This is a genomic window from Paraburkholderia sp. GAS42 (genome assembly GCF_050436565.1).
In the GTDB taxonomy this organism is placed as follows: Bacteria; Pseudomonadota; Gammaproteobacteria; order Burkholderiales; family Burkholderiaceae; genus Paraburkholderia.
Genome location: NZ_JBNDML010000022.1, coordinates 53,530 through 76,650, shown reverse-complemented (window position 1 = coordinate 76,650; position 23,121 = coordinate 53,530). Strand labels below are relative to the sequence as shown.

Below are 23,121 nucleotides of genomic sequence, written 5' to 3'. Positions count from 1 at the left end.
CACCTGGAAATGATCCTTTTCCATTCGGCTAACAGAACAAATTTTACCGAGGTGGAGCGGCGCGAGCGGCGACGTCTTTTCTTGCACGCTTTAGCGATTCCCGGGCAATGGGTAACCGCGCCTGGCCGGCGGTTTAACACGGTGGTTCCTGCCGCTATGACGCGTTTGGCGCGGCGAGGGTATCTGCAGATCAATGGCGCAAATGCCAAAGCGATGTATCAGGACGCCACCGAAACAGACTGCCTGTCGGGATCAACAACTGGCGCGACGCTTCATCGACAGCCGAACGGGTAGTGGCTACAGTGGCTACAATCGATATGCGAACCCACTGACGCTGATGCGTCGACAGGTTCTGCTTTATTCAAGCGTTGTTGACTGGAGAAGCGACCAATGAAATTCTCGATGAAAAATGAAATCCGCTCAGACGATGTTTCAACGATTGAGCATGCGATGAAGACCGTCGATGCCGACGCGAAGGTCAACGTTGACATTGACGCGAAGACAGTGAGCGTCGATTCATGGCTGATGCCTGAAGAGTTTCTCGTCGCTTTCGAAGACGAGAACTACGACGTGGTCATTGTCGAAGCCTAGAAGGCTTGAGACCCGACCCGGTGGCGCTTCAGCGTTGATGGCATGGCCGGGCAAGGTGGAGCAGTAATGAAACGGTGACGCATGTTACGCGTACAGTTGACCTGCACCGGAATCTTTCGGCCAGCTGACTGCCTGGCGCATCTGGACCAACGTTATGACTGGATAGTCCAATCATGAGGATCGGGTCTTGTGCGAGTTTTGAACAATCCGTTGCCAACCCGATTGGCAGCTCCGGGCGGCAAAGGCAACTGCCCCGCGGGCTCAACGCGGCGAGACGACGATCGCCGCGCGGCGATTCTGCGCCTGGCCGGCGGCCGTGCGGTTGTCGCCCACCGGGTCGCGCTTGCCTTTCCCGATGGTGTGGACGTGGTCCGCAGCAAGGCCCGTGTCGACCAGTTCGTTCGCCACGGTCTCGGCACGGAGCCTCGACAACCGGATGTTGTAGGCGTCCGTGCCCACCCCGTCGGTGTAGCCATAGACGCGCACGCTGTTGAGCCCCACGGACACGAGCGTGTGGCCGATGCGCTCGACGACCCGGCGGACCTCGGGCTTGAGGTCGTAGCGGTCGAAGTCGAACAGGATCGGTTCGTTCGAGCCGAACTCGAAGCCCTGCTCGGTCTCCTGGAATCCTTCTGACTTGAGCGCCTTGACCTGCGTCTGGGTCAGACCGCGGTAAAGCGGCGGCGTCTGGCAGCCCGCGAGCAGCATGCAAAGGAGCAGTGCGCTCCCAATACACATCCGCCAGATGCCTGCAGGAAACGAGTGTCTCATCATCGCATTCCCCTCGAGTGCGCCCGCTTTGCGCGCGCTGTTTCGAACCCTTGCGACGGCCCCGGCTGCGCCTCGGCTGCTGCGCCAGGGCCATCCCGTCAAGCCGGTCCGGCGACGCCTTCGGCAAACTCCCACGAGCCCGGCCGCGCGCGCTTGGCCCGGTACATCGCTGCATCTGCGGCGCGCAGCAAACTGATCGCGTCACACGCGTGATCGGGATACAGCGCAACGCCGATGCTCATCATGGTGGCCACTGTACGGCCATCGGGCAAGACGATTGTCGGCGTCATGCTGGCCAGTACGCCCTCGGCGATACGGCCGGCGCTGGCCGCTTCGCGCATGGGCGCCAGCATCACGGCGAATTCGTCGCCGCCCAGGCGCGCGACCAGATCGGCCTCGCGCAACTGCGCGCGCAGCCGCGCCGCGATGCCGATCAGCACCGCGTCGCCGGCTTCATGACCGAGGCAGTCGTTGATCTCCTTGAAACGGTCGCAGTCGAGATATAGCACGGCGACGCGCTGGCCCGTTTCCGCAGCCTCGCGGAGGGCACCCGCGAGGCGCGACTCGAACTGCACGCGGTTGGGCAGGCCCGTGAGGGCATCGTGGTTGGCCTGGTGTTCGAGCGAGGCATTTTCTTCACGCAGGCTGTTTTGCCAGTTTTCGAATTCGTCGAGCAAGGCGTTGAAGTCGTCGCCAAGCTGATTCAGTTCCGCGATCGCCACGGGCTCGACCCGCTGCTCGAACGCGCGCTCGCGCCGCACCGCGTGGGCGACGCCGGCCAGCGCGCGCAGCGGCGCGACGATGTTGCGCAGCAGGCGCTGCGAGCTGACATAGGCGCCGAGCACGCTGACGGCGAGGCAGGCCAGGATGCCGCCGACGCCGCCGAGCAGGAAGCCGAAGAACTGGTGACCCCGGCCGCGCACTTCGACGTGACCGACGACGATGCCGTCGTGCAGCACCAACGTGGTCACGGGCCCGGGTAGCGCAATGCCGGCGACCTCCCGCTCGAGCCTGGCGATCGCACTGCCGGCGGGCAACTGCCACGCCGCGAACGGCTGGCCCTTGCCATCTGTGACGACGACCTCGGCCACGTCCTCTTCGTTGGCGATCAGCCCGATTGCCTCGGCCGCTGCGATGCGGTCGCCGAACACCAGCGCCGCCTCGACCGTATAGCCGAGCGAGCGGGCCAGCAGGTTCAGATTGTTGCCGGCATAGGCACGCAGCGCGATCACGGCGACCACGATCAACGACACAGCGGCCATCGCGACGGCGACGAACGCCAGGCGCAGGTGCGCGCGGCGCAACACGCTTTGCAGCGTCGGGCGCGGCGTGCGAGGAGGGGAAACGGGGGGCGCGGGCTGTCTCATGGCGTCAGCGGCCGCCGGGCGAGCTTGAGCACATTCGGGTGAACCCGTACGCCGCTGCGCGCCACGGCGTCGAGATTGATGTCGAACGTGACGCGTTCGTCATCGACATTGAGGCAGAACATGCTACCGGCGGTGCAGGACGGGTTGTGTTCCGAGATGGTCAAGACCGGATGGCCGGCCACGGCGGCCCTGACCTGCTGTTTCTCATCGTCGCTCAGGTTGCCGAAATAGACGACGTCGCAGGCTGCGCCGATGGCGGGATCATCAAAGGCGATGCGCTGCACGTCGAGCGGCGTCGAGCCGGCCTGCAGCGTATCGACCAGGCCGTGCGCGTAGTCGGGCCGGCCCGTCACGCACAGGCGCAGGCGGGCCGGTGTCGTCGGCCAGTGTGTGAAGCTGACAATGCCTAGCACGACCTGGCGCACGGCGGCGTCGCCCGGCGAAATGGCGGGATCAGCGCGGCTCGCGGTGCTGACGGCGGGCGTGGCGTCGGCTGGACCGGCTGCATTGGCGGGTGTTTCGGCGAGTGCGGCTGGTGCCGCGCCCAGCGTGCAAGCCACTGCGAGCAAGGCGTGCCGAAGCGGCCCGGCCCAGCCACGCCGACCGGACGTCGTCTGTGTGGCGATAGCTGCCGCGCCCCCTGGCTTCATTGCGGCCGCATGACAGGCAGCCGCGGCGCACACGCTCGCATGCATGATGGAAACATTCGTTGGCGTCGATCCCGGCGCTGCCTCCTGCCACCCGCCATTCGCGGGCCTGCACCGTATCACGCGCACCGATCAGTTCATCTTACGCACAAAGCCGCGTGATCAACCAGTGGGAAACACCCGCGAGCGCCTTGGGGGTGAACTGGCGGATCGAGTCGGCGATGGCAGCGTGCGGGGTCATCAGATTGTTCGGCACGCCTCCGCGCACATCCGGCACGCATCGCTGCATGCACCGCAGTGCTCGGGTGCGTGACCTGCGCATTCGTCCGCGCACTCGTCGCAGATCCGCGCGCAAAGCGCACAGAACTCAGGAGCGAAACGGCTCTGCCGCGCCAGCGCGGCGGACGTAAGCCGGCATAGCGACGCGCAATCGACGTTGAGCCGGATGCACTTTGCCAGGACCGCGACGCCGGGTTCTCCAAGGCACGCGGATGCGCAGCGGTCGCAAGCGGCGGCACATGCATCGCATGCATCGATACACGGTTGATAGGCTTCAGGGTTCATCGTATCGAGCTCCAAATACGAGAAAGGTGGGCAGGCTTCGGGTGCCAGTCCAGACATACGGGTTGCGCAGCGGCAGGCCATTACGCGCATATACGTGTAGCCAAGTGTAGTCCACCGCAAGTAGCGTCGGCGACGTCATCATGCTGACTTACCCAACACCCGCGTGGCCCCGAATCCGGCCAGTTTGTTGAGTCAGGCTCGTACGCGCGCATTCGGACTGCGTCCCGGGGTACTCGTACATTTCGTGCGAAAACTGGCGGTTACCGTGAATCAATGTCCGCTTCGTAGAACGGTGAGCGGCAGGCTCAGCGTCGATCGGAAACTGTCTGACTTGAATGGAGAATCACCCGCGAGCCCACGCCAGAACCTGCGCGATTTTTAGTCAACAAGTTAGACAAAATCGCGTAAGTCACCCATTCTTATGTCGATGCGCAGTGACATGGGCGCGAATCGCTGCATCTGTGGCACAACGATGCGACAGAGCAGCGAGATCTGTCGCATTCGGACCCGCTCGAATTCCTGCATCGATCGTGCGCTATGCTTTTCTCGTGTACACGCTGCACCAGCCTGTCGCGTTGACCTCCTTGCCGTTGTAGATCTGACACGGTCCAGCCGCGTCGCCGGCTTTGCCCTGAAAATACTGGCAATTCACGCAAGCCTGCCCGGTCTGATATTTAGGATATTTCACCGTGTCGACTTTCGTCGCGTCAGCCTTGTATCCGAGCGCCTGTGCGGTCGCATCCGAATCGGAGACGGGCTCGGCGCCGGCCAGCGCGCTGCGCGAGAGGACGAGCGAAGACGCAAATACACTAGTTGTGAGCATGAAGCTACGGCGGGACGATTTCATGATGCCACTCCTAACCGCTTTCGAATAAGCCGGCACGGGTGTCGGCATGAATGAACACCCGTACTCGCGCCGGATGGTAACCACGCGCATGTTCATGAAAGTCTTCCTGTTCCGAATTCGCCAGCTCAGCGCGAAACGTCAATGGACTCTCTTAATTACGCAGGATTGCTATTGATAAATTCCGTCGCCGACTGCAGCAATCACTTTATCGTCAGCAGACCGGCCCGCGCCTTCCGGAACGCATCTGCCTGATGTTGCGGGATGGCAGGCGCGCGCGGGTTGAAGCTGGCTGGCTATACAGGGGCCCTCACGGAGGCGCACGCGGATCAGGTGAACTACTACTTCACCTCGTCACCCTTCGCTTCATCTTTGGCCATGTTCTCGTGACTCATCGTGTCTTCTTTCATCCCGTCTTTGGCCATATCGGCCGCGCTCATCGCGTCATGCGGCGTTGCGTCCATTGTCGGGGTTTCCTGACTCACTGCGTCTTGGGCAGCGGGGTCGTTTGACGGGCTATCGGCAGCGAAGGCGCCCGCAGTCGCGAGCGTCATGCAGGTGGAAAGAATGGTGGCAGTGAGCTTGTTCATGATGTCATCCTTCAGCGATCCAGTGGTGAGGCCATCGCGCATATCAAATGGAACATGCGCGTCGTCCTGGGTCGCGGCTGGGCCAGCGCGCGCCCAGGATTCTTTTCATTCTTGTCGGGACAGACAGGGAAATGAAGTAGGGACCCCCCGCCGAACGGCATGGGTAAATACCCGCTCAACATCCCGGAGCGGAGCCACCGTGCCGGTCAACGCATCATTCGGCCGGCACCAGGCTTCAAGTTGTTCGCCCTGCGCGAATCGATCTCGCTGGAATCGAAACTGCACCTCAGGCTGGCCTCGGCAAACGCACCGGATGGGCGCTGCACGCGCCCGCCGCAGCCCTCCTGTCTGGCAAGGACTAATTTGAAGCGCGTGACTGGGTTTGCCCTACCGCAAGTGTAGGGAGGTAACCCATCGCAGGCCCCGTCGCGCATATGCAGAATCCAGATACGGGTCAGTGTCAAGACGTCACCAGCCCGCATTCGCAGTAGAGCATGACGTCCAGTGCGCATCGCGCTGGCTGACCCCTGGGACGGAGGTCATATGTTCAGTACCCGCACCTATCGCAGCAGTGTTGCAGCACTGCTGTTTCTGCTATTCACGCTTCCTTCATTCGCCCAGTCGTTCCGGGTGCAATGTCCACCAACGACGCCGCTGCATCCGACGGCACTCCCTCTCGGAGCGTCGGAGCCGGCATACACCGGGCCGTCCGTGACCGGACAGAACTCCACCCCGACCAACGTCGTCAACGGCGCGATCAAGTGCCAGCAGATCTCGGGCGGCGATGGTTACGCAACGATGGGTAACGGCGTGCAGACCTACCTGTTCGCTTTCGGCCCGTTGTCGGGGCTCGCCGACATCAAGGCGGGCCTGCCCGGCACCGAGTTCGCATCGGTGTTCAATACCGTCGGCGACCCGAGAACTGACCCGACCTACAACGGCGCAGTCGGCATCGTACCCGATCCGGAATCTGTGCCGCCGGGGCAGTTGACCGGCCATGTCGATCCACGGCCGATCATGGATGTCGGCGTGATGAACGGCAACGAGCCGGCGCCGATGATGGCGATCGACGAAGACGACGAGTTCTTCCTCACGCTGACGAACGTCGGGATGATCATGCGCCCTGACCTGTTCGAAAGGCACACGGTGCACTTCCATGGCTATCCGAACGCGTCGTCGTTCTATGACGGTGTGCCGGATGCGTCGGTGGCGATCAACATCGGTGCGAGCTTCACGTACTACTATCTCGCGCCGGATGCGGGCACCTACTTCTGGCACTGCCACATCACGCCGCCAGAACACCTGCAGATGGGCATGGTCGGCCAGATCTTCGTGCGGCCACGCCAGAACCGCGTACCCGCCGGCACGTCGCTGTACAACTCGCTGGTGGCGCAGCAACAGGATTTGCGCACGGCGTGCGGCAACGACATTCTGTGCACGACGCCGCTGCCGCCGCAAAACGGTGTCCTCCATGCGAATAACATGAGCGGCTCGCCGACGCTCTACGCATACAACGACGGCGACGGCTCGACTGCCTACGACGTCGAATACCCGGTGCAGATACACGGCTTCGATCCGAATTTTCACTTCATTGGCATGACGTTCAATCCGGAGCCGTTCACCGACATGAGGGACAAGATCTTCATGCTGAACGGACGCAGCTATCCGGACACCGTGAATCCGAACCCGCTGTCGACACCCGCGTCGGACGGCGTGCCACGCTTTTCGCAACCGCTGCCGACGCTGATCAACATTCCGGCCGGTGGCAAGGCGCTGCTGCGCATCTCGGACCTCGACGTGACCGAGTATCAGACGCTGGCGTCGCTCGGCATTCCGATGCACGTGATCGGTATTAACGCTCGCCTGCTGCGCGACATATCCGGCAACGACCTGACCTACAACACGAACTCGATCACGCTGGCCGGCGGTGAATCCCTGGACGTGATCCTCGACGCCAGCGACACGACGAAGTATCAGCCGGGCGCGATCTATTACCTGTACACGCCGAATCTGGATCACCTGGCCAATGACCAGGAGAACTTTGGCGGCTTGATGACCGAGGTCCATATCTGCCATGCGGTGGATCCGACCACGAAGTCCTGCACCTAGGAGAAGAGCCGTGGCCCACATCACTCACCACACATGGCTCGCGATGCTCGCGCGCCTTGGACGGCTTGCACGGTTCGGCGCGGCGACGCTCGTCACGCTTTTCTGCGTGCACGCGCAAGCTGCCGCACCCGGCATCACGGGGACGCACTTCGATCTGAGCGCCGAGGCGAACCGCATCACCCAGCCCGACGGCGCGAGCATCTATTCGTGGGGCTATGGATGCCGCACCGCGCCGGCCGGCTTTTCGCCGTCGACGATCGCGGGCGCGAACTGCCCGAGCATGCAGATTCCCGGTCCGACGCTGATCGTCAAGCAGGGCGACGTGGTTACGGTAACGCTCACCAATAACCTGCCGCCGGCGGCGGGCAACACGTCGATCCTCTTTCCGGGATTCCAGGTCTGCGCCGCGCTGTTGAACCCCGATGGAACCTGTCCTGCCACGCTCACCGGTACGCCGGGTTTGCTGACGCGCGAAGCTGCCCCGAACGGCGGCACGGTCACGTATAGCTTCGTCGCGGCGACGCCCGGCACGCATGCTTACTACAGCGGCACACAGGGCGATCTGCAGATCGAGATGGGCCTGTATGGCGCGATCATCGTCTTGCCGACCTCGTCGCCCGGCACGGTCGCGGTGCCGACAGGCTGCCGCGCCGTCGCGGCGACGCTTCCCGATGGCCAGCCGGACTTCCGCAACGCCGGGGCGGCCTACAACCACAGCGCGGCTTGTTACGACCGCGAGTATCTGTTCCAGTTCTCCGAAATAGACCCGCGCATCCATGTCCAGGCGGAACAGCAGGCGGGCAACGCTTGCACGTTGCCAAACGGCTGCATGACCGTCGAGACGGAGCCGTATCACCCGGCCTATTTCATGGTCAACGGCCGCTCGATGCCGGACGACATGGACCCGAACTACGCGGTGCAGTATCCGCACCAGCCCTATAACGGCAATCCGCACATGCATCCCGGTGAACTGGTGCTGTTGCGGATCGTCGGCACCGGCCGCTGGCAGCATCCGTTCCACGAGCACGGCAATCACGTCCGGGTGCTGGCACGCGACGGCAACATGCTGCTCAGCAAGACCGACCCGACCAAGGTGGCCGGCCCCTTGCTGTTCACGACGACCACGACGCCGGGTCTTGCGATGGACGGGATTTTCTACTGGACGGGCAAGGGCCTGAACTGGGACGTCTATGGGCATAAGCCGGTGGACGTGTACACCGAGACCGATCCGAAATTCGCGGCTTACTACGGCAAGCCCGTCGTCTGCACCCCGGATGCGAACGGCTATTACACGGCCGACCCGCACGCGCCCAACTACTACGAGTGGTGCGCCGATCACGGCAAGGCGCTCGAAGCGCATCCGTTCGGCAACGTCGGCAGCGGCGGGCCGGTCACCCTGCCGGACTCGCACGTGCTGACAAACGGTTTCTGGTATGGCGGCAGTCCTTATCTCGGGCCTAACGCGACCATACGCGCCACTGCGCCCACCGGGACGACGCCACCGAGCGGGACGGTGGTGAATCCACCGGCGACAGAAGCAGGCTTTGCATTCATGTGGCACTCGCATAACGAGCGCGAGATCACTACGAACAACATCTTCCCAGGCGGAATGATGATGATGATGCTCGTCGATCCACAAGCATTCCTGATCGACGAATCCAATTAGAGGCGGGGAGAAACGCGATGAGATCCACCAAGTTTAGAGCGACGCTCTTCGACTTGCTCAAGGCAGGTGTCGCGGCGTCCATTCTTCTGACGGCCAGTGGAGCATCTTTCGCTCAAGTCGTCAATCTGACAGCGAAAGCCAGCACTGCCGTGTTGCCCGACGGACAGTCCGTTCCGATGTGGGGCTACACGTGCTCGGCGGCCGCGGTGGCGCCCGCCACCTGTGCGGCGGCGAACCCGGGCGCTGGAGCGAACTGGTCGCCGGTGGTGATCACCGTGCCGCCAGGACCCCTGACGATCAATCTCACCAATAGCCTGCCGGGCGCCGTGCCGACCTCGCTCATGATCGTGGGGCAGCTGGGCGGCGGTCTGGGCGGGACTCCGGTGAGAACGGCGAGTCCGCCGCATCCGACACAAACCGCGGTCACGTGGCCGATTGCCACCGCGGCAACCGGTGCATCGTTCACGCCGCCCGCGCAAGCAGCTCGTGTCCAGTCGTTTGGGACCGAGGTGCCGGCAGGCCAGACGACGGCAACCGCGCTCACCTGGAACAACCTCAGCCCTGGCACCTATCTGATCGAGTCGGGAACGCATCCGTCGATCCAGGGGCCGATGGGGCTTTACGGCGTGCTGGTGGTGAAGGCCCCGGTCGGCAGCACCGTGACCTGCCCGGTGGCGTCGCAGACGTATCAGGCTTATACGAATCCGGCTATCTGCTATGACGCCGACGTGCCGCTCGTCCTGAGCGAAATCGATCCCGTGCAAAACACGGCGGTTGCAGCGGCAGTGACGACGACGGGCTTTAGCGAAACCAAATCGTGGTCGGGCCAGCCCGGCGGCTGCGGCGATTCGAAGTCGACCTCGTTCGGCACCTGCTATCCGCCGACGGTGAACTACGATCCGCGTTACTACCTGATCAATGGCGTCGCCTTCGACCGGACCAATCCCGGCGGATCGTCGTTTCCCGTGAATGCACCGGTCACCACAGGCCAGGTGCTCGTGCGTTTCGTCAACGCCGGTTTGCGGATGCACGTTCCGTCGATCGTCGGTGCACAAACGGGCAATCCTGTCGCTTCCGGTTTCTCGCTGATCGCCGAGGACGGCAACGTGCTGCCCGGCAGTACGCGGGTCCAGTCGGAAGTGTTTCTGGCGGCCGGCAAAACCTACGACGTGATGGTCAACGCACCGGCGACTGGCGCAACGGCGATGCCGGTGTTCGACCGCGAACTGAGCCTGTCGACCAACAATCAACGCGACGGCGGCATGCAGGCTTACATCGCCGTCAATGGCGGCGCACTGCCGACGTCGACGCTCACCAATCAGAATGCGGTTGCCAATGCCGCTAACTACTTCTTTATCCCGGGCACCACGTTGACCGTGTCGGATCCGGCCAAGGGCGTGAAAGCCAGGGACGTCAATGTCTACGGCGTTGAGGTCAAGACCACGACCACCGGTGGCGCGCTCACGCTGAACCCGGACGGCACGTTCGTCTATGTGCCGAATCCCGGCACGACAGCCGACAGCTTTGTGTACCAGGCGAACGGCAATTCCGCGGTATCGGCGACGGTGACGCTGTCCGCCTGTACCTCCGGCAACGGCTGTCTGTCTGGCGCGCCGGTGGCCAACAACGGCAGTTACATCAGCAACATCGCGTCGCGTCTGCAAATCGGCGCGCCTGGCGTGCTGGTCAATGCCAGCGATCCGAAGGGCCTGGCGCTTACCGCGGCGATTTCCGGTGGCGTGACCGGCGGGACCGTCACGCTGAATCCGGACGGATCGTTTACCGCGATACCGACGACGCCGCCGGTCGGCAGCAATGCGACTGCCAACCTGACGTTCAAATATACGGTAACGAATTCGCAGAACACGCCGAGTGCTTCTGCCGGGACCGTGACCGTGACGTTCAAAGGCGGCAGCGGACTTGTCGTCAAGGTGCTGGACGGGCCGAGCGTGGCGCCGGGCAAGACCCCGGTTCAGCTTGGCGACTACCGCTGGATCATCGAGGAAGACCGCACCTTCCAGATCGATCCTGCGTGCCAGGTGAACACGACACCGCGTCCGGCTACGTGCCCGCCGCTGCCGGTTCCCAGTCTCGGCGCGAACTTCCACACCAGCTACATGCCGGTGGTCGCGGCAGGCTGTGTCGGCAAGGTCGCCTGCGAGTCGGGGCAAACCGTGTATGACCCCGCGACCAGCTCTCACCTGCCGGCAGTGTGCGACATCGGCGACGGCGTGTGCCGCACGACCGCTGCGCAACAGGTGCCGGTCGATCCCAGCCAGGTGGCGCTCGATCCGACGAAGCACTACTACATCTCGGTGTTGCCAGGCGATGCCGGCAACAGCTTCGGGAATGGTGCGGGCTTGCCGCAGCCGGTCGATCCAACGAACCCCTCTGGGCCGCAGAGACCGTTCGATATCGCCAAGGACTGCCCGTCGGGTCCCGGCGGCGCGGATTTTGCACCGGGGACGGGCAAGTGCGGCCACACCATGGGCGGCGCTCCGATCGCGCCCAGACAGACCAGCGTCAACGTGCTGGCACAACAGACGCCGATGGCGACGGCGAAGGTGTCCGTGTTCGTCTTCGAGGACGACGCCCCGCTCAATGGCGAAGTGGACGTTAGTGGCGGAACCGACGTGTTTGGTACGGCACGCGAACCTGGACTCGGCGGATTCGAAATCAAGCTTTGGGACGACGCGGGCAGCACCGGCGACCCGACCGGACAGATGAGTTACGACATGTTCAACATGCCGCTGTCCAATTCGTTGCAGGGGACTATCGATCCGGTCTCAGGGCTCAATGCCTGCCCGATTTCGACGTCGACCGACGGTCTCGTCGGCATGATTCCGACGTGTCCGAAATACGAGTCGGATGGCAAGACGGTGTCGCCGCTGGTCGGCCAGGCCATCATTGCCAACCTGATGCCAGGCCGGTACGGTATCGTCGCGACGCCGGCAGCCGACAGAATCGGCAGGGGCGAGGAATGGCTGCAGACGAATACGCTGGACGGACAGAAGGGTCACGACGCTTTCGTCAAGGTAGGCGGCCCGGCGTACTTCCAGGAGTTCGGACCGGCGGGCTTTCACGTCGCGATCGGCTTTGCCAATCCGAAAATCATCAATGCCCGCCTGCCGCTCGTCTGCGCAGGTGCCGCAGCTGCGACGTGCAACAACGGGCTCAAGGGCCGGGTAACGAACCTGCACTACAGCCGTCCGCCGAACGAGAACCTCTACGGCAGCGGTTCGCGCACCTCGTTGGGTTTCACGCAGTGCTACGTGAGCGTCGGCGATCCGGACAGCGAGGATATCGCCTTCACGAAGTGCAATGCCGACGGAACGTTCAGCTTTACCGGCCTGCCCACGGGTACATTCAGAATCACGATCTTCGATCAATGGAACGATCAGATCGTCGATGGGCTCGCAACGGCGGTCCAGCTGGCAGGTGGCCAGACCAGGGATGTCGGGGATATTTCGGTGCTCCAATGGCACACGAATCTCTACACCCGGACGTTTATGGACCTCAACGGTTCCGGCGTCTCGCAGCCTAGCTCCCCGGGGCTCCCGCTGGTTCCGACCAATGTGCGCTTCCGCGACGGCAGCTATTCGAATTTCAACAACACCGACATGAACGGCTATGCGTCGTTTAACGAAGTGTTCCCGCTGTTCAACTGGTATGTCGTCGACACCGATGAGACCCGTTTCAAGCAGACGGGCGTACACGTTGTCTATGACGCGGGCGGTCCACCCGATGGCACGCCTGGCGGGGGCAGCTCGACCATTGCCGCCAACTATGCCAATACCCAGGAATCCGCGACGGCGCACCTGCCTCCTAGCCTGCGCGTACCGGGGGCGGTGTATTGCAACGATGCGGACTGCACGGACCGCTCGGGTACGGCTCCTTCGACCGGCAGAGTCGATCCGCCGTGGGTGACCACGATGGGTTGGCAGGGCTTCTCGGGGCAGAGTTCCTTTATTGAGTTCGGCAAGGCGCAGTTTGGCGCGAATGAAAACGGCGGCATCAGGGGCGAAGTCATCTATGCATCGACGCGGCCGTTCGACGATCCCTCGCTGCTGATCCATACGAAGTGGACGCCTGACGTGCCGAACGTCACGGTGAACCTGTATCAGGAAGGCACCGCTGCGGACGGCACCACCAGCCTGAAGCTGGTGGACACGACGAAGACCGCCAGCTGGGATGACTGGGCGCAGGGCTTCCGCTCCGACGGCGTGCCGAACATGAACTGTCCGGGGCAAGAGACCAACGATCCGTTCTTCTTCACCTTGAAGGACACCACCCAATGGCTGGACCCGAATCATCATGCGCTGCCGGCGCATTCACAGTTCAAGTGCTATGACGGCATGCACGCGTTCAACCAGCTGCAGCCGGCGCCGTATGACGGGATGTACAAATTCCCCAGCGTGACGGGCAGGAGTCCGACCACCGGCAAGCCAACCACGACGAACTGCACAATCTGCACGGCCAATCCTTCGGGCGACGGCACGCAGATGCTGCCTGCCGGCAAATATGTGGTGGAAGTGATCGTGCCGCCGGGCTACGAACTGGTGAAGGAGGAAGACAAGAACATCCTGATCGGCGACAACTACATTGCGCCGATAACGCAGCAGTTCACCGGTATCGGCGCCATCTTCATCCTGCCCGACCAGGCTGCGGTGAATTCCACCTATAACCGGAACAATGCGCAGAATCCGACCACGAATCTCGGATCCAACACGTACTCCCGGGGTGAGGGCGACACGGGCAGCATCGAGACCTCCTGGCCTTGCGTCGGTGCACTGCGTATCGTGCCCGACTACATGAGCCTGTTCCCGGGCTCGCAGGAAGTCGCGCCGTTCGCGGGCGCATCACGGCACCTGTGCGACCGCAAGGAAGTGACGCTGTCGAACCAGATGACCGTGCTGACGAAGTTCTGGATCTTCAGTTCGACCCACGTCGCCGCGCACTACACCGGATTCATGCTGGACGACTTCTCGTCTGAGTTCGATCCGTATTCGCCGCAATTCGGTGAAAAGTTCGCGGTCCCGAACGTGCCGATCTCGATGAAGGATTTTGCCGGCAACGAAATCGCTCGCACTTATTCGGATCAGTGGGGCATCTTCAACGGGTTGAACTATTCGACCTGGCAAGTCAACCCGCCGAACCCGACCGGCTATGCACCGACGATGATGGTCGCCTGCATGAACGATCCTGACATGCCCGATCCGGCGCATCCTGGCCAGACGATTCGCGATCCCCTGTTCAACCCGGCGTACAGCCAGTTCTGCTACGAGATTCCGTTCATGCCTGGGCAGACGCAGTACATGGATACGCCGGTGGTGCCGGTCTCGGCCTTCGCGGAGGGTTACGACCAGCCTGACTGTGCGTACCCGGATGCCACGCCGGCGATCGCCAGCGTAACCGGCGACTCGAGCGGCGGCGGCGCGGGACCGTGGGTCAGCACGTTCGGCCACACGTTGACGATCAAGGCTCAGGGCAACCAGCAGGTACCGAACCATGGGTACACGGGCCCGAGCGCGACCAAGGCGCCGTTCAACCAGAAGTTCATCACGCGCCACTATGGCTTCGGTACGCAACAGGGATCGGGATCGGTGACGATCGGAGGCATGCCGGCACTGGTGACTTCATGGACCGATACGCAGATCAAGGTGATCGTTCCTCCGTTGCTTGGAACGCAGTCGAGCTGCACGATCCAGCAACGCGGTGTGCTCACGCCCACGATGTGCGGTGAACTCGTCATCACGGCGGGCAACGGCAAGCGCTCGATCGACACGGTCACCGTCACGATCGGCGGCAAGGCGCCGACCTACGTGAACGGCGAGAACGCCACGAGCAACGCGATCCAGACCGCGATCGACAAGGCGATCCCGGGCGACATGATCGTCGTCGGACCGGGTGTCTATAACGAAATGCTGCTCATGTGGAAGCCGGTCCGGCTGCAAGGTGTCGGCGCGACGTCGGTGACCGTCAACGCGAACACCCATCCGTCGGGCAAGATGGACCCGTGGCGCAGGCAAGTCGGGTGTCTCTTCGGCGACGCATTGAACGGCGGCTTGATCTCGGCGAGCAATCAGTACGATCCGACCGGTACGTATTCCTGTTTGGCGACGATGCAGCGCAAAGTTGACGGGATACCGTTCGAACCCATCTCCGGCTGGGACTTCAACCTAAACGGCAATCTGGCTGAGTTGCTGATCGAGCCGACGCTGATGGGCGCGTATGAAGGCGCGGCAATCACCGTCCTCGGCAAAGGCGTGAAGGACGTGCTGGTGGGCGGCGTGCTGCAACCCGATCCGAACTGCACCGCGAACGGCATCTGCGCGCCGCTCACGAACAGCAACGCGGATTGCACTACGTATTCGAGCAACTTCCTGTGCAATCCGTCGCGTATCGACGGCATGACCTTCACCAACAGCTCGCAAGGCGGCGGCGGAATCTTCCTGCACGGCTGGAACCATTACACGGAGGTCTCGAACAACCGTGTCTTCGCCAACGCAGGGACGCTCACGGGCGGCATCACGGTGGGCCAGGTCGAAACGCCCGAGGCGACAATCGCTGCGGACGGCGTGACGCAGACGCCGTTCCAGTTCAACGCGCATGTGAACGTGCACCACAACGCGGTGACGTCGAACGCTTCGTACGGCGACGAAATCAACTCGACCACGCCTTCGTCAGCGGGCGGTGTGACCTTCTGCACAGGAGCCGACTACTATCACTTCAACTACAACTGGATCTGCGGCAACATGAGCAGTGGCGACGGCGGCGGTATTGCGCACTTCGGGTTCAGCTATAACGGCGACATCTCGCATAACTGGGTGCTGTTCAACCAGAGCAACAACCCGACACTGCCTACTTACGGCGGCGGTGTGATCGCCCAAGGTGTGCCTCCGGACGGTACGTTCTGCGAGAACGCGACCACGGACATCGATTGCGCACCGCAGCTGTCGGATGGCGTTGGCCCTGGCCTCGTGATCGATGGCAATCTGATCGTCGGCAACACGGCGGAAAGCGGCAAGGGCGGAGGCCTGCGGCTGCAGAACGTCAACGGCACCGATGTGCAACGCAGCCCAAGCAACGCAAACGCGTGGTATCAGGTTCGCGTGATCAACAACATCATCGCGAACAACGTGGCTGGTTGGGCGGGGGGCGGCGTCTCGCTGCAGGATGCGGTGCGCGTGAACTTCGTCAACAACACGGTCGTCTCCAACGACTCGACGGCGTCGGCGGGCGTGCTCTTCAATACCTCTGCCGCCACGCAGGCCAACGTCGGGCCGCCGAACTGCACGACGGTGGGGTCGGAAACGACGTGCAGCCCGATCACCACGTCGACTTACGAGCCGGCTGGGCTGGAAACCGCGCGCCACACGTCGAACCTCATCCCCGCGTTCACCAATCCGAACGTGACGTGCCCGGCGGGTGAGCCCAACTGCACGACGTTCTCGAACCCGGTGCTGACCAACAATGTGTTCTGGCAAAACCGCACGTTCTATATCACGGTGGGAGGGCAGAATCCGAACATAGCGGGCCTGCAGAACGCTGTCACGTTGAATCCGTCTTTGAATCAGGCGGGGAAGACGACGGGCTATTGCGATCCGAATGCTGTCTACTGGGATATCGGCGCGTTCGGCGACACCTCGGCCAGCAGCCGTCAGGCGGGTATGTCGATGAATCCGCAGTATTCGATTCTGACCGACGCCGGCGACTACCCGGGTGCGCACAACAGCGGGTTGAATCCAGCGGTGGTGCATCAGTACTGCAACGGTTCGCGTGTGCCGCCGGAAGCGGGCGGAATCGGCATCACGGTGCCTCCAGGCATTTCGGATACGGTTCTTCCGAATCCGCTGTTCACCCTGATGCCGTCGGCGACGCCGGATGAAGGCAACCAGTGGATCAACATGTCGTACGGGCCGCTGTCGCTGTTCAACGAAGCGCTCACGTCGGGCAGCACCGGCTATAACGTATTGCTGGGCAACTACACGATCAAGACCGGTTCACCGGCAATCAATAACGGCACGTCAGCCGGTGCGCCGAATCATGACTTCTTCGGCACGTCGCGGCCGCAAGGCTTCGGATACGACATCGGCGCGGTCGAGTTCGTGCAGCCAGGGCTGTTTGGTGGCCTCCCGATCGATCCACTCGCATTGGGGAGCCCGTCGGGTGGTCTGCTCGGGCTGTTCCAGGGGCTGGCGCCGAACCTCGGCGGGGCACCGAAGTTGCCCGTGAGACCGCCGACGGCACCGCCGCTGACTCCGGCGCAGGCGCTGCCGGCATTCATACGCTGATGGGGACACTGCAATGAAACTTCGATCCCCCTCGACGTTGCCAGCGATGCTGTTCAGAAGCAGCGTCTGCCTGGCCGCGACCCTGGTTCAAGCGGTCGCGGCCGGGCAGAGTGCACCGGCGCCGCTCAAACCGCCGGCGACGGTCACGCTCAGACACTCGCCGTACTTGCCCGTGAGTCTGTCGCAGCACGCGAAGAACTACTACGGGATGGTGAAGGGCATCGACAACCTGAGCGTGCGCCGCACCGCATCGGGCAATCTGATTCGCTTCAACTATCGCGTGACGGATCCGGTGGCGGCGCATCTGCTCGGCGAGAAGACCGCGACCGCCTATCTGTACGGGGAAGCGAGCCACGCGTTGCTCGAGATTCCGGTCATGGACAAGATCGGCCAACTGCGTCAGACCGGTCCCCTCGAAGCCGGCCAGGAATACTGGATGGTGTTTTCCAACAAGGGCGGTCCGATCAAGGCCGGCGAGCGCGTCGACGTATTCATCGGTTCGCTCCATATCGACGGACTGATAGTGGAATGATCGCGGCACAGCGATCAGCAACATAGACAGGAGAGGTGACTCATGGCCCGGTTTCTATTGATGGCGATCTCGGCGGCCTCCGTGGCCGGTGTTCTGGCATCCGGCCCGGTGGCGTTCGCGGCCTCGGCCGCGGGAACGGCTCAGGCCGCGGCGGCGAGCCATCTGAGCGCGGCGCAGATCGTCGAGCGGAACGTCGCGGCACGTGGCGGGCTGCAGGCATGGCGTGCGGTCAATGCGATGACGATGTCGGGGCAGATCGAAGCCGGCGGCAAGAAGAACACCAGGCTGCCGTTCACGATGACGATGAAGCGGCCGCACAAGAGCCGCTTCGAGGTTCGCTTCAACGAGCAGACGGCGTTTCAGGTCTACGACGGCGCACAGGGCTGGAAGGTGAGACCTTTCCTCGGCCGCGATGAAGTCGAGCCGTACTCGCCTGCGGAGGTCAAATCGGCCGCGGCATCGGCGGAACTGGACGGGCCGCTGATCGACTTTGCGAACAAGGGTTCGCGGGTCGACGCGCTAGGCATGGAATCGGTGGAAGGGCACCGCGCGTACGTCCTGAAACTGACAACGAAAGACAATACGTCACGCCGCATCTGGGTCGACGCCAGCAGCTTTCTCGAACTGAAGATCGACGGCGAACCGCGCAAGCTCGACGGCCGTATGCACGACGTCGCCATCTTCTATCGAGACTACCGGAAAGAAAACGGGCTCGTCATCCCGCACACGCTCGAGACCGTCGTCAGCGGCGTCCAGCCGGGGCACAAGCTGACGATCGACCACGTCACGGTGAATCCGCCGACGGACGACGCGTTGTTTGCGAAACCGCAACTGGCCATGGCCAAAGTGCCGGGCACCAGCCACTAGTCGCTCGCGACTAGCCGAACATCCGTGCGAGGTGTACGGCCATGAAACGAATCGTATTGTGGATGCTCGTCGGCTGCCTGACGGCGGCGGTGTACGCGAGCGAACAGATACCGGCAGGGCACGATCTGAGCGTGGATCAGATCGTCGAGAAGAACGCCGACGCGAGGGGCGGCCTCGACGCATGGCGAAAGATCGAGACGATGGTCTGGGTCGGACACGTGGATAGTGCGAATGCGCCCGAGCAGGAATTGCCGTTTGTGCTCGCGCTGAAACGCCCGAACAAGACGCGTTTTGAGATCACGGTGCTCAACCGGCGGGCGGTCCGGGTATTCGACGGCAAACAAGGATGGAAGGTGAGCCCGAGCGTCATGGGTAGCGGGGAGGTGCGGGCGTACACGCCGGATGAGTTGAAGTCCGCGCATGACGAGCAGGTGATCGACGGGTTGCTGATCGACCATCAGGCGAAGGGCGTCGATGTCGCGCTCGACGGTATCGAGAAGGTCGACGGACACGACGCTTACCGCCTGGGGGTGAAGCTGCCTTCCGGCGTTATCCGTCATGTGTGGGTCGACGCGCAAAGCTTTCTGGATGTGAAGGTCGACCGCCAGGCGCGCGGTCCTCATGGGCCGGTCACCGTCGAAGTGACGTACGGCGACTACCGGAGCGTCAACGGTTTGCAGATACCGTTCGCGATCGAAAGCGGCGCGGCGGCTTCCGGAAAGCACGACAAGCTGACGCTGGACAAGGTGACGCTCAATCCGCCGCTGGACGACATGATGTTCACGCGCCCCCCTTCGCAGGGCCACCGCAATTCGGCGTCGGTCAACGCCGAGGTGTCGCCGCCGGCGCTTCCCGCGATGAACCGGCCATCCCCTTAGCCATGGACCGGCTCCGTGTCAGCAGAGGCGTCATCGCGCGGGCACGGCCGCGCGCGGCGCGCACGCTCGTTCGATGTGTGTTGCTCGCTGCGCTGCTGGTGCCGGCAGGCAAGGCAAACTGTGCGCCTTCGGCGGCTCCCGTTACGGCCGTGAGCACAGGGGAAGCGATTTTCCAGAAAGGCGTGCTGGGTTCGGGCGAACCGCTCGAAGCGATGCACGACGGCGGCGTGAACCTGCGAGGCGCCGCGGCGGCCTGCATGAATTGCCATCGTCGCAGCGGCCTCGGCTCCCGCGAAGGCAACAGCAGCATCCCGCCGATCACTGCCCGGTATCTGTTCCATCCCCGCGTAGAAACCCCCGAGGAATTCGACCTCCCGTACATTCCCGGCATGCGCACCAATCGCGAGCCCTATACCGATGCGACGATCGCGAGAGCGATACGCGAAGGGCTCGACTCGGAAGGCAGGCCGCTTGGCAACCTGATGCCGCAGTACGCGCTGAACGACACCGACATGGCGGCGCTGACCGGTTATCTGAAGCGCCTCGATCAACGCAGGTCACCGGGTGTGACGGACACGGTGCTGCACTTCGCGACGATCGTCACGCCCGATGCGGACCCGGTGAAACGGCGCGGCATGCTCGATGTGCTCAAACAGTACTTCGATGACAAGAACGTGTTTCCGCTCGGCGCGACGCCGCCGCTGCGCACGTCGCGCAAGATGATGTTCATGGTCAATCGTCGCTGGGAACTGCATGTGTGGGAGTTGAGCGGCCCGCCGGCGACGTGGCATGAACAATTGAAGCGCTATCTGGCGGAGCAGCCGGTGTTTGCTGTCCTGTCGGGACTGGGCGGCAAGAACTGGGCTCCGGTCCACGCGTTCTGCGAGCAGGAGGCCGTGCCGTGTCTCTTCCCCAACGTGGAAGTGCCGGTCGAAACCGACCACGATTTCTATTCCGTGTATTTCTCGAAGGGTGTGCTGCTCGAGGCGGATCTGCTGGCAAAGCGGATTCTCGATGACGCCGGCGGCAAGCCGGCGAAAGCGATGAAAACGGTCTGGCAGGTCTATCGCGCAGGCGACAATGGCGAGCGGGGCGCCCAGACGCTTGCCGCCGCATTGAGGGGTCATGGCATCGCGGTGTCGAATCGCACTCTCGCGCCGGGCGACGACGTCGCAGGCGCCATGCGTGGTATTGCGCATGCGGACGTGCTGGTGCTGTGGCTGCGTCCGCCCGACATCGCGGCGCTCGGCCGTTCACCACCGCCGTCGAACATCGTGTTCATGTCGGGGCTGCTGGGCGGGCTGGATAACACGCCATTGTCAGCGAGCTGGCGCGGCGTGACGCGCCTTGCGTATCCGTTCGACCTGCCGGAGGGACGGCGTGTCCGTGTCGACTACGCGTTCGGCTGGTTCTCGATCCGCAAGATTCCGATGGTCGCTCCGCAGGTACAGGCGGATACCTATCTCGCGTGCGGCCTGCTTGCGGAGACGCTGAGCCACATGGTCGACGCGTTCGAGAAGGACTATCTGATCGAGCGCATCCAGGACATGCTGGAACGCCGCATCCTGACTGGCTACTATCCGCGCCTGACGCTGGCGCCGGGGCAGCGCTTCGCGTCGAAGGGCGGCTATATCGTCCGGTTTGCCGAGCCGGATCGCGTCAGGCTCGTTGCCGATGGGGACTGGATGGTGCCGTGATCGTGCCGCGAGGTTGCGGGTGAACGGCGGGGCCGCTTGCGCGGACAGGGTGACTTCGAGCGCTTTCACTACCACAAGAATAGGACATTGACCCATGTCGGTTCCTGTCGCCTGTTTGCACAATAAAGATGTGGCGAGAGGCGCGAATGCCACATCGGGAATGATCGCTGTAGCCGGAAAACGTCTTACTCGTCCCGTCTTTCACCGTCGGACGCAACCCGGAAATGCAGCCGTCGATCTTTGCCACTGCAGGTAAAGAGTGCGAAACACGGCGCAGGGAGAACCGGCCATGACAAAGGCTCTTATCAGCAACACTGCACTTCATCAGCTGCTTCACCGTGGCTGGGTAGCCGCCATCGTGGCGCTTTGTCTGTTCCAGGCTTCCACCGCACACGCTCTGCCGATATTCGCGCGCCAGACGGGACAAAGCTGCGTGGCGTGTCACGCCGGCGGCCAGTTTCCTGAGCTCACGCCCTATGGACGCATGTTCAAGCTGAATGGATATACGCTCGGCGAACGCACCATTCCGATCGCCGTGATGGGAACGGTCGATGTGACCAAGACAAGACACAACAACGACGCCAACGGAAATCCCATCTCACCCAAGGACGGCAATATGACCTGGGATGCGGCGAGCATTTTTCTCGCCGGCAAGATCACCGACAAGATCGGCGGCTTCGCCCAATATACCTACACGAACTACGATCACCAGAATGGCGACGGCAAGTGGGTAGGTAAATGGGCATCGGACAACACCGACCTCCGTTTCGTGGAAAGGATCATCGGTGAAGCGAGCGATTTCATACTGGGCGTAACGTTGCACAACAATCCGACCGTGCAGGACGTCTGGAACACCGCGCCTGCATGGAGCTACCCCTACCTCTCTTCATCGACGAGCGCGGTGGGGTCTCCGCAGTTTACGCCTCTCATCGAGGGGGCATTGGCGCAGCAGGTCGTCGGCGTTGGCGGCTACCTGTACTGGAACAAAATGGTATACGCGGAACTGACCGCGTACAAAACTGCCGACGGAATCTGGTCGTTTCTGAGCCATGGCAACAAGGCTGGAAACCTGGCCCACCCGCAGATCTATCTGAAGGGCTACAACCCGTATTGGCGCGTTGCGCTGACTCGCGAATGGGGCCCGCATAACATCATGCTGGGGACGTTCGGGTTGTATGCCGACGTCTATCCCAACGATCCAAACACTTTCCCGATATTCACGCAGGGTGTGACCCGCTATCGTGATATCGGCGTGGACGCGCAGTATCAATACCTGCTGGATCCGCATACGATTACCGCACAGGCACGCTACGTTCACGAGAATATCAGTGATCCGAATAATTTCGTTTTAGGCGACAGCCAGTCGGCAAATCTCAAATCGATGCTGCTGAAAGTGTCGTACGTCTATCAGGCCAGGTATGGCGTGAGCCTCGCCTTCTTCAATGTGACGGGCAGCACCGATAGCGTGGCTTACGCCAGCAGCGCGAACTTTTCTCCTGCCACGCAGGGGTGGATACCCGAGATCTTCTGGATTCCGGTGCAGAACATCCGTATCGGCCTGCAATACACGCATTTCACCAAATACCTTGGAGCCCGATCCAACTACGACGGCACCGGACGCAACGCATCGGACAACGACACGCTGTTCGCCTACTTATGGGCCGCGTTTTGGTGACATTCATGGGGTGGTGTTCTCGCGCGGAA

14 protein-coding genes are annotated in these 23,121 nt (G+C 62.7%); 9 read left to right on the top strand and 5 right to left on the bottom strand.

All coding sequences use genetic code 11. The features are described from left to right. The first annotated feature begins 390 nt into the window (after positions 1 to 390). Positions 391 to 591, top strand: a complete 201-nt coding sequence (locus P3T16_RS27470; protein ID WP_429344683.1) for a copper chaperone — start codon at positions 391 to 393, stop codon at positions 589 to 591. 261 nt (positions 592 to 852) lie between these two features. On the opposite strand, the gene P3T16_RS27465 is transcribed toward P3T16_RS27470, so the two are convergent. The 5 genes from P3T16_RS27465 to P3T16_RS27445 form a co-directional block, all read right to left on the bottom strand. Continuing rightward, positions 853 to 1,362, bottom strand: coding sequence for an OmpA family protein (locus tag P3T16_RS27465; protein ID WP_429260034.1), 510 nt, complete (start codon positions 1,360 to 1,362; stop codon positions 853 to 855). A gap of 98 nt (positions 1,363 to 1,460) precedes the next feature. Next, positions 1,461 to 2,729, bottom strand: a complete 1,269-nt coding sequence (locus P3T16_RS27460) for a diguanylate cyclase domain-containing protein (RefSeq protein ID WP_429344682.1) — start codon at positions 2,727 to 2,729, stop codon at positions 1,461 to 1,463. Further along, entirely contained in the window at positions 2,726 to 3,424 is a 699-nt protein-coding gene (locus P3T16_RS27455) for a YfiR family protein (protein WP_429344681.1), read from the bottom strand. The genes P3T16_RS27460 and P3T16_RS27455 overlap by 4 nt, the downstream gene beginning before the upstream one ends. A gap of 1,051 nt (positions 3,425 to 4,475) precedes the next feature. Beyond that, on the bottom strand, positions 4,476 to 4,787 hold the full coding sequence (locus tag P3T16_RS27450) for a high-potential iron-sulfur protein (RefSeq protein WP_429260037.1): 312 nt from the start codon (positions 4,785 to 4,787) through the stop codon (positions 4,476 to 4,478). A 338-nt stretch (positions 4,788 to 5,125) separates the two neighbouring features. Then, entirely contained in the window at positions 5,126 to 5,374 is a 249-nt protein-coding gene (locus tag P3T16_RS27445) for a pentapeptide MXKDX repeat protein (protein WP_429260038.1), read from the bottom strand. Positions 5,375 to 5,917: 543 nt separating this feature from the next. Here P3T16_RS27445 and P3T16_RS27440 point away from each other — a divergent pair. The 8 genes from P3T16_RS27440 (at position 5,918) to P3T16_RS27405 (ending at position 23,092) form a co-directional block, all read left to right on the top strand. Then, a complete protein-coding gene (locus P3T16_RS27440; RefSeq protein ID WP_429344680.1) occupies positions 5,918 to 7,483 on the top strand; it encodes a multicopper oxidase domain-containing protein in 1,566 nt (521 codons plus the stop codon). A 10-nt stretch (positions 7,484 to 7,493) separates the two neighbouring features. Continuing rightward, on the top strand, positions 7,494 to 9,149 hold the full coding sequence (locus P3T16_RS27435; protein WP_429344679.1) for a multicopper oxidase domain-containing protein: 1,656 nt from the start codon (positions 7,494 to 7,496) through the stop codon (positions 9,147 to 9,149). Between the two features lie 17 nt (positions 9,150 to 9,166). Continuing rightward, positions 9,167 to 17,443: a choice-of-anchor Q domain-containing protein gene (locus P3T16_RS27430; protein ID WP_429344678.1), complete on the top strand. Its 8,277-nt coding sequence runs from the start codon at positions 9,167 to 9,169 to the stop codon at positions 17,441 to 17,443. A 13-nt stretch (positions 17,444 to 17,456) separates the two neighbouring features. Further along, the gene (locus P3T16_RS27425) at positions 17,457 to 17,975 is read left to right on the top strand and encodes a hypothetical protein (protein ID WP_429344677.1); all 519 of its coding nucleotides are present in this window, start codon (positions 17,457 to 17,459) and stop codon (positions 17,973 to 17,975) included. Positions 17,976 to 18,017: 42 nt separating this feature from the next. After that, positions 18,018 to 18,842: an outer membrane lipoprotein-sorting protein gene (locus P3T16_RS27420; RefSeq protein ID WP_429344676.1), complete on the top strand. Its 825-nt coding sequence runs from the start codon at positions 18,018 to 18,020 to the stop codon at positions 18,840 to 18,842. Positions 18,843 to 18,883: 41 nt separating this feature from the next. Continuing rightward, positions 18,884 to 19,720, top strand: a complete 837-nt coding sequence (locus P3T16_RS27415; RefSeq protein WP_429344675.1) for a LolA family protein — start codon at positions 18,884 to 18,886, stop codon at positions 19,718 to 19,720. A 2-nt stretch (positions 19,721 to 19,722) separates the two neighbouring features. Continuing rightward, a complete protein-coding gene (locus tag P3T16_RS27410; protein ID WP_429344674.1) occupies positions 19,723 to 21,417 on the top strand; it encodes a cytochrome C in 1,695 nt (564 codons plus the stop codon). Positions 21,418 to 21,706: 289 nt separating this feature from the next. Next, a complete protein-coding gene (locus P3T16_RS27405) occupies positions 21,707 to 23,092 on the top strand; it encodes a cytochrome C (RefSeq protein WP_429344673.1) in 1,386 nt (461 codons plus the stop codon). Positions 23,093 to 23,121 lie beyond the last annotated feature (29 nt).

What these genes read in the sequence shown, in the direction of transcription:
- P3T16_RS27470 (WP_429344683.1), top strand. Translation starts at nt 391, where the DNA reads ATGAAATTCTCGATGAAAAATGAAATCCGCTCAGACGATGTTTCAACG.
- P3T16_RS27465 (WP_429260034.1), bottom strand. Translation starts at nt 1,362, where the DNA reads ATGAGACACTCGTTTCCTGCAGGCATCTGGCGGATGTGTATTGGGAGC.
- P3T16_RS27460 (WP_429344682.1), bottom strand. Translation starts at nt 2,729, where the DNA reads ATGAGACAGCCCGCGCCCCCCGTTTCCCCTCCTCGCACGCCGCGCCCG.
- P3T16_RS27455 (WP_429344681.1), bottom strand. Translation starts at nt 3,424, where the DNA reads ATGCATGCGAGCGTGTGCGCCGCGGCTGCCTGTCATGCGGCCGCAATG.
- P3T16_RS27450 (WP_429260037.1), bottom strand. Translation starts at nt 4,787, where the DNA reads ATGAAATCGTCCCGCCGTAGCTTCATGCTCACAACTAGTGTATTTGCG.
- P3T16_RS27445 (WP_429260038.1), bottom strand. Translation starts at nt 5,374, where the DNA reads ATGAACAAGCTCACTGCCACCATTCTTTCCACCTGCATGACGCTCGCG.
- P3T16_RS27440 (WP_429344680.1), top strand. Translation starts at nt 5,918, where the DNA reads ATGTTCAGTACCCGCACCTATCGCAGCAGTGTTGCAGCACTGCTGTTT.
- P3T16_RS27430 (WP_429344678.1), top strand. Translation starts at nt 9,167, where the DNA reads ATGAGATCCACCAAGTTTAGAGCGACGCTCTTCGACTTGCTCAAGGCA.
- P3T16_RS27425 (WP_429344677.1), top strand. Translation starts at nt 17,457, where the DNA reads ATGAAACTTCGATCCCCCTCGACGTTGCCAGCGATGCTGTTCAGAAGC.
- P3T16_RS27420 (WP_429344676.1), top strand. Translation starts at nt 18,018, where the DNA reads ATGGCCCGGTTTCTATTGATGGCGATCTCGGCGGCCTCCGTGGCCGGT.
- P3T16_RS27415 (WP_429344675.1), top strand. Translation starts at nt 18,884, where the DNA reads ATGAAACGAATCGTATTGTGGATGCTCGTCGGCTGCCTGACGGCGGCG.
- P3T16_RS27410 (WP_429344674.1), top strand. Translation starts at nt 19,723, where the DNA reads ATGGACCGGCTCCGTGTCAGCAGAGGCGTCATCGCGCGGGCACGGCCG.
- P3T16_RS27405 (WP_429344673.1), top strand. Translation starts at nt 21,707, where the DNA reads ATGACAAAGGCTCTTATCAGCAACACTGCACTTCATCAGCTGCTTCAC.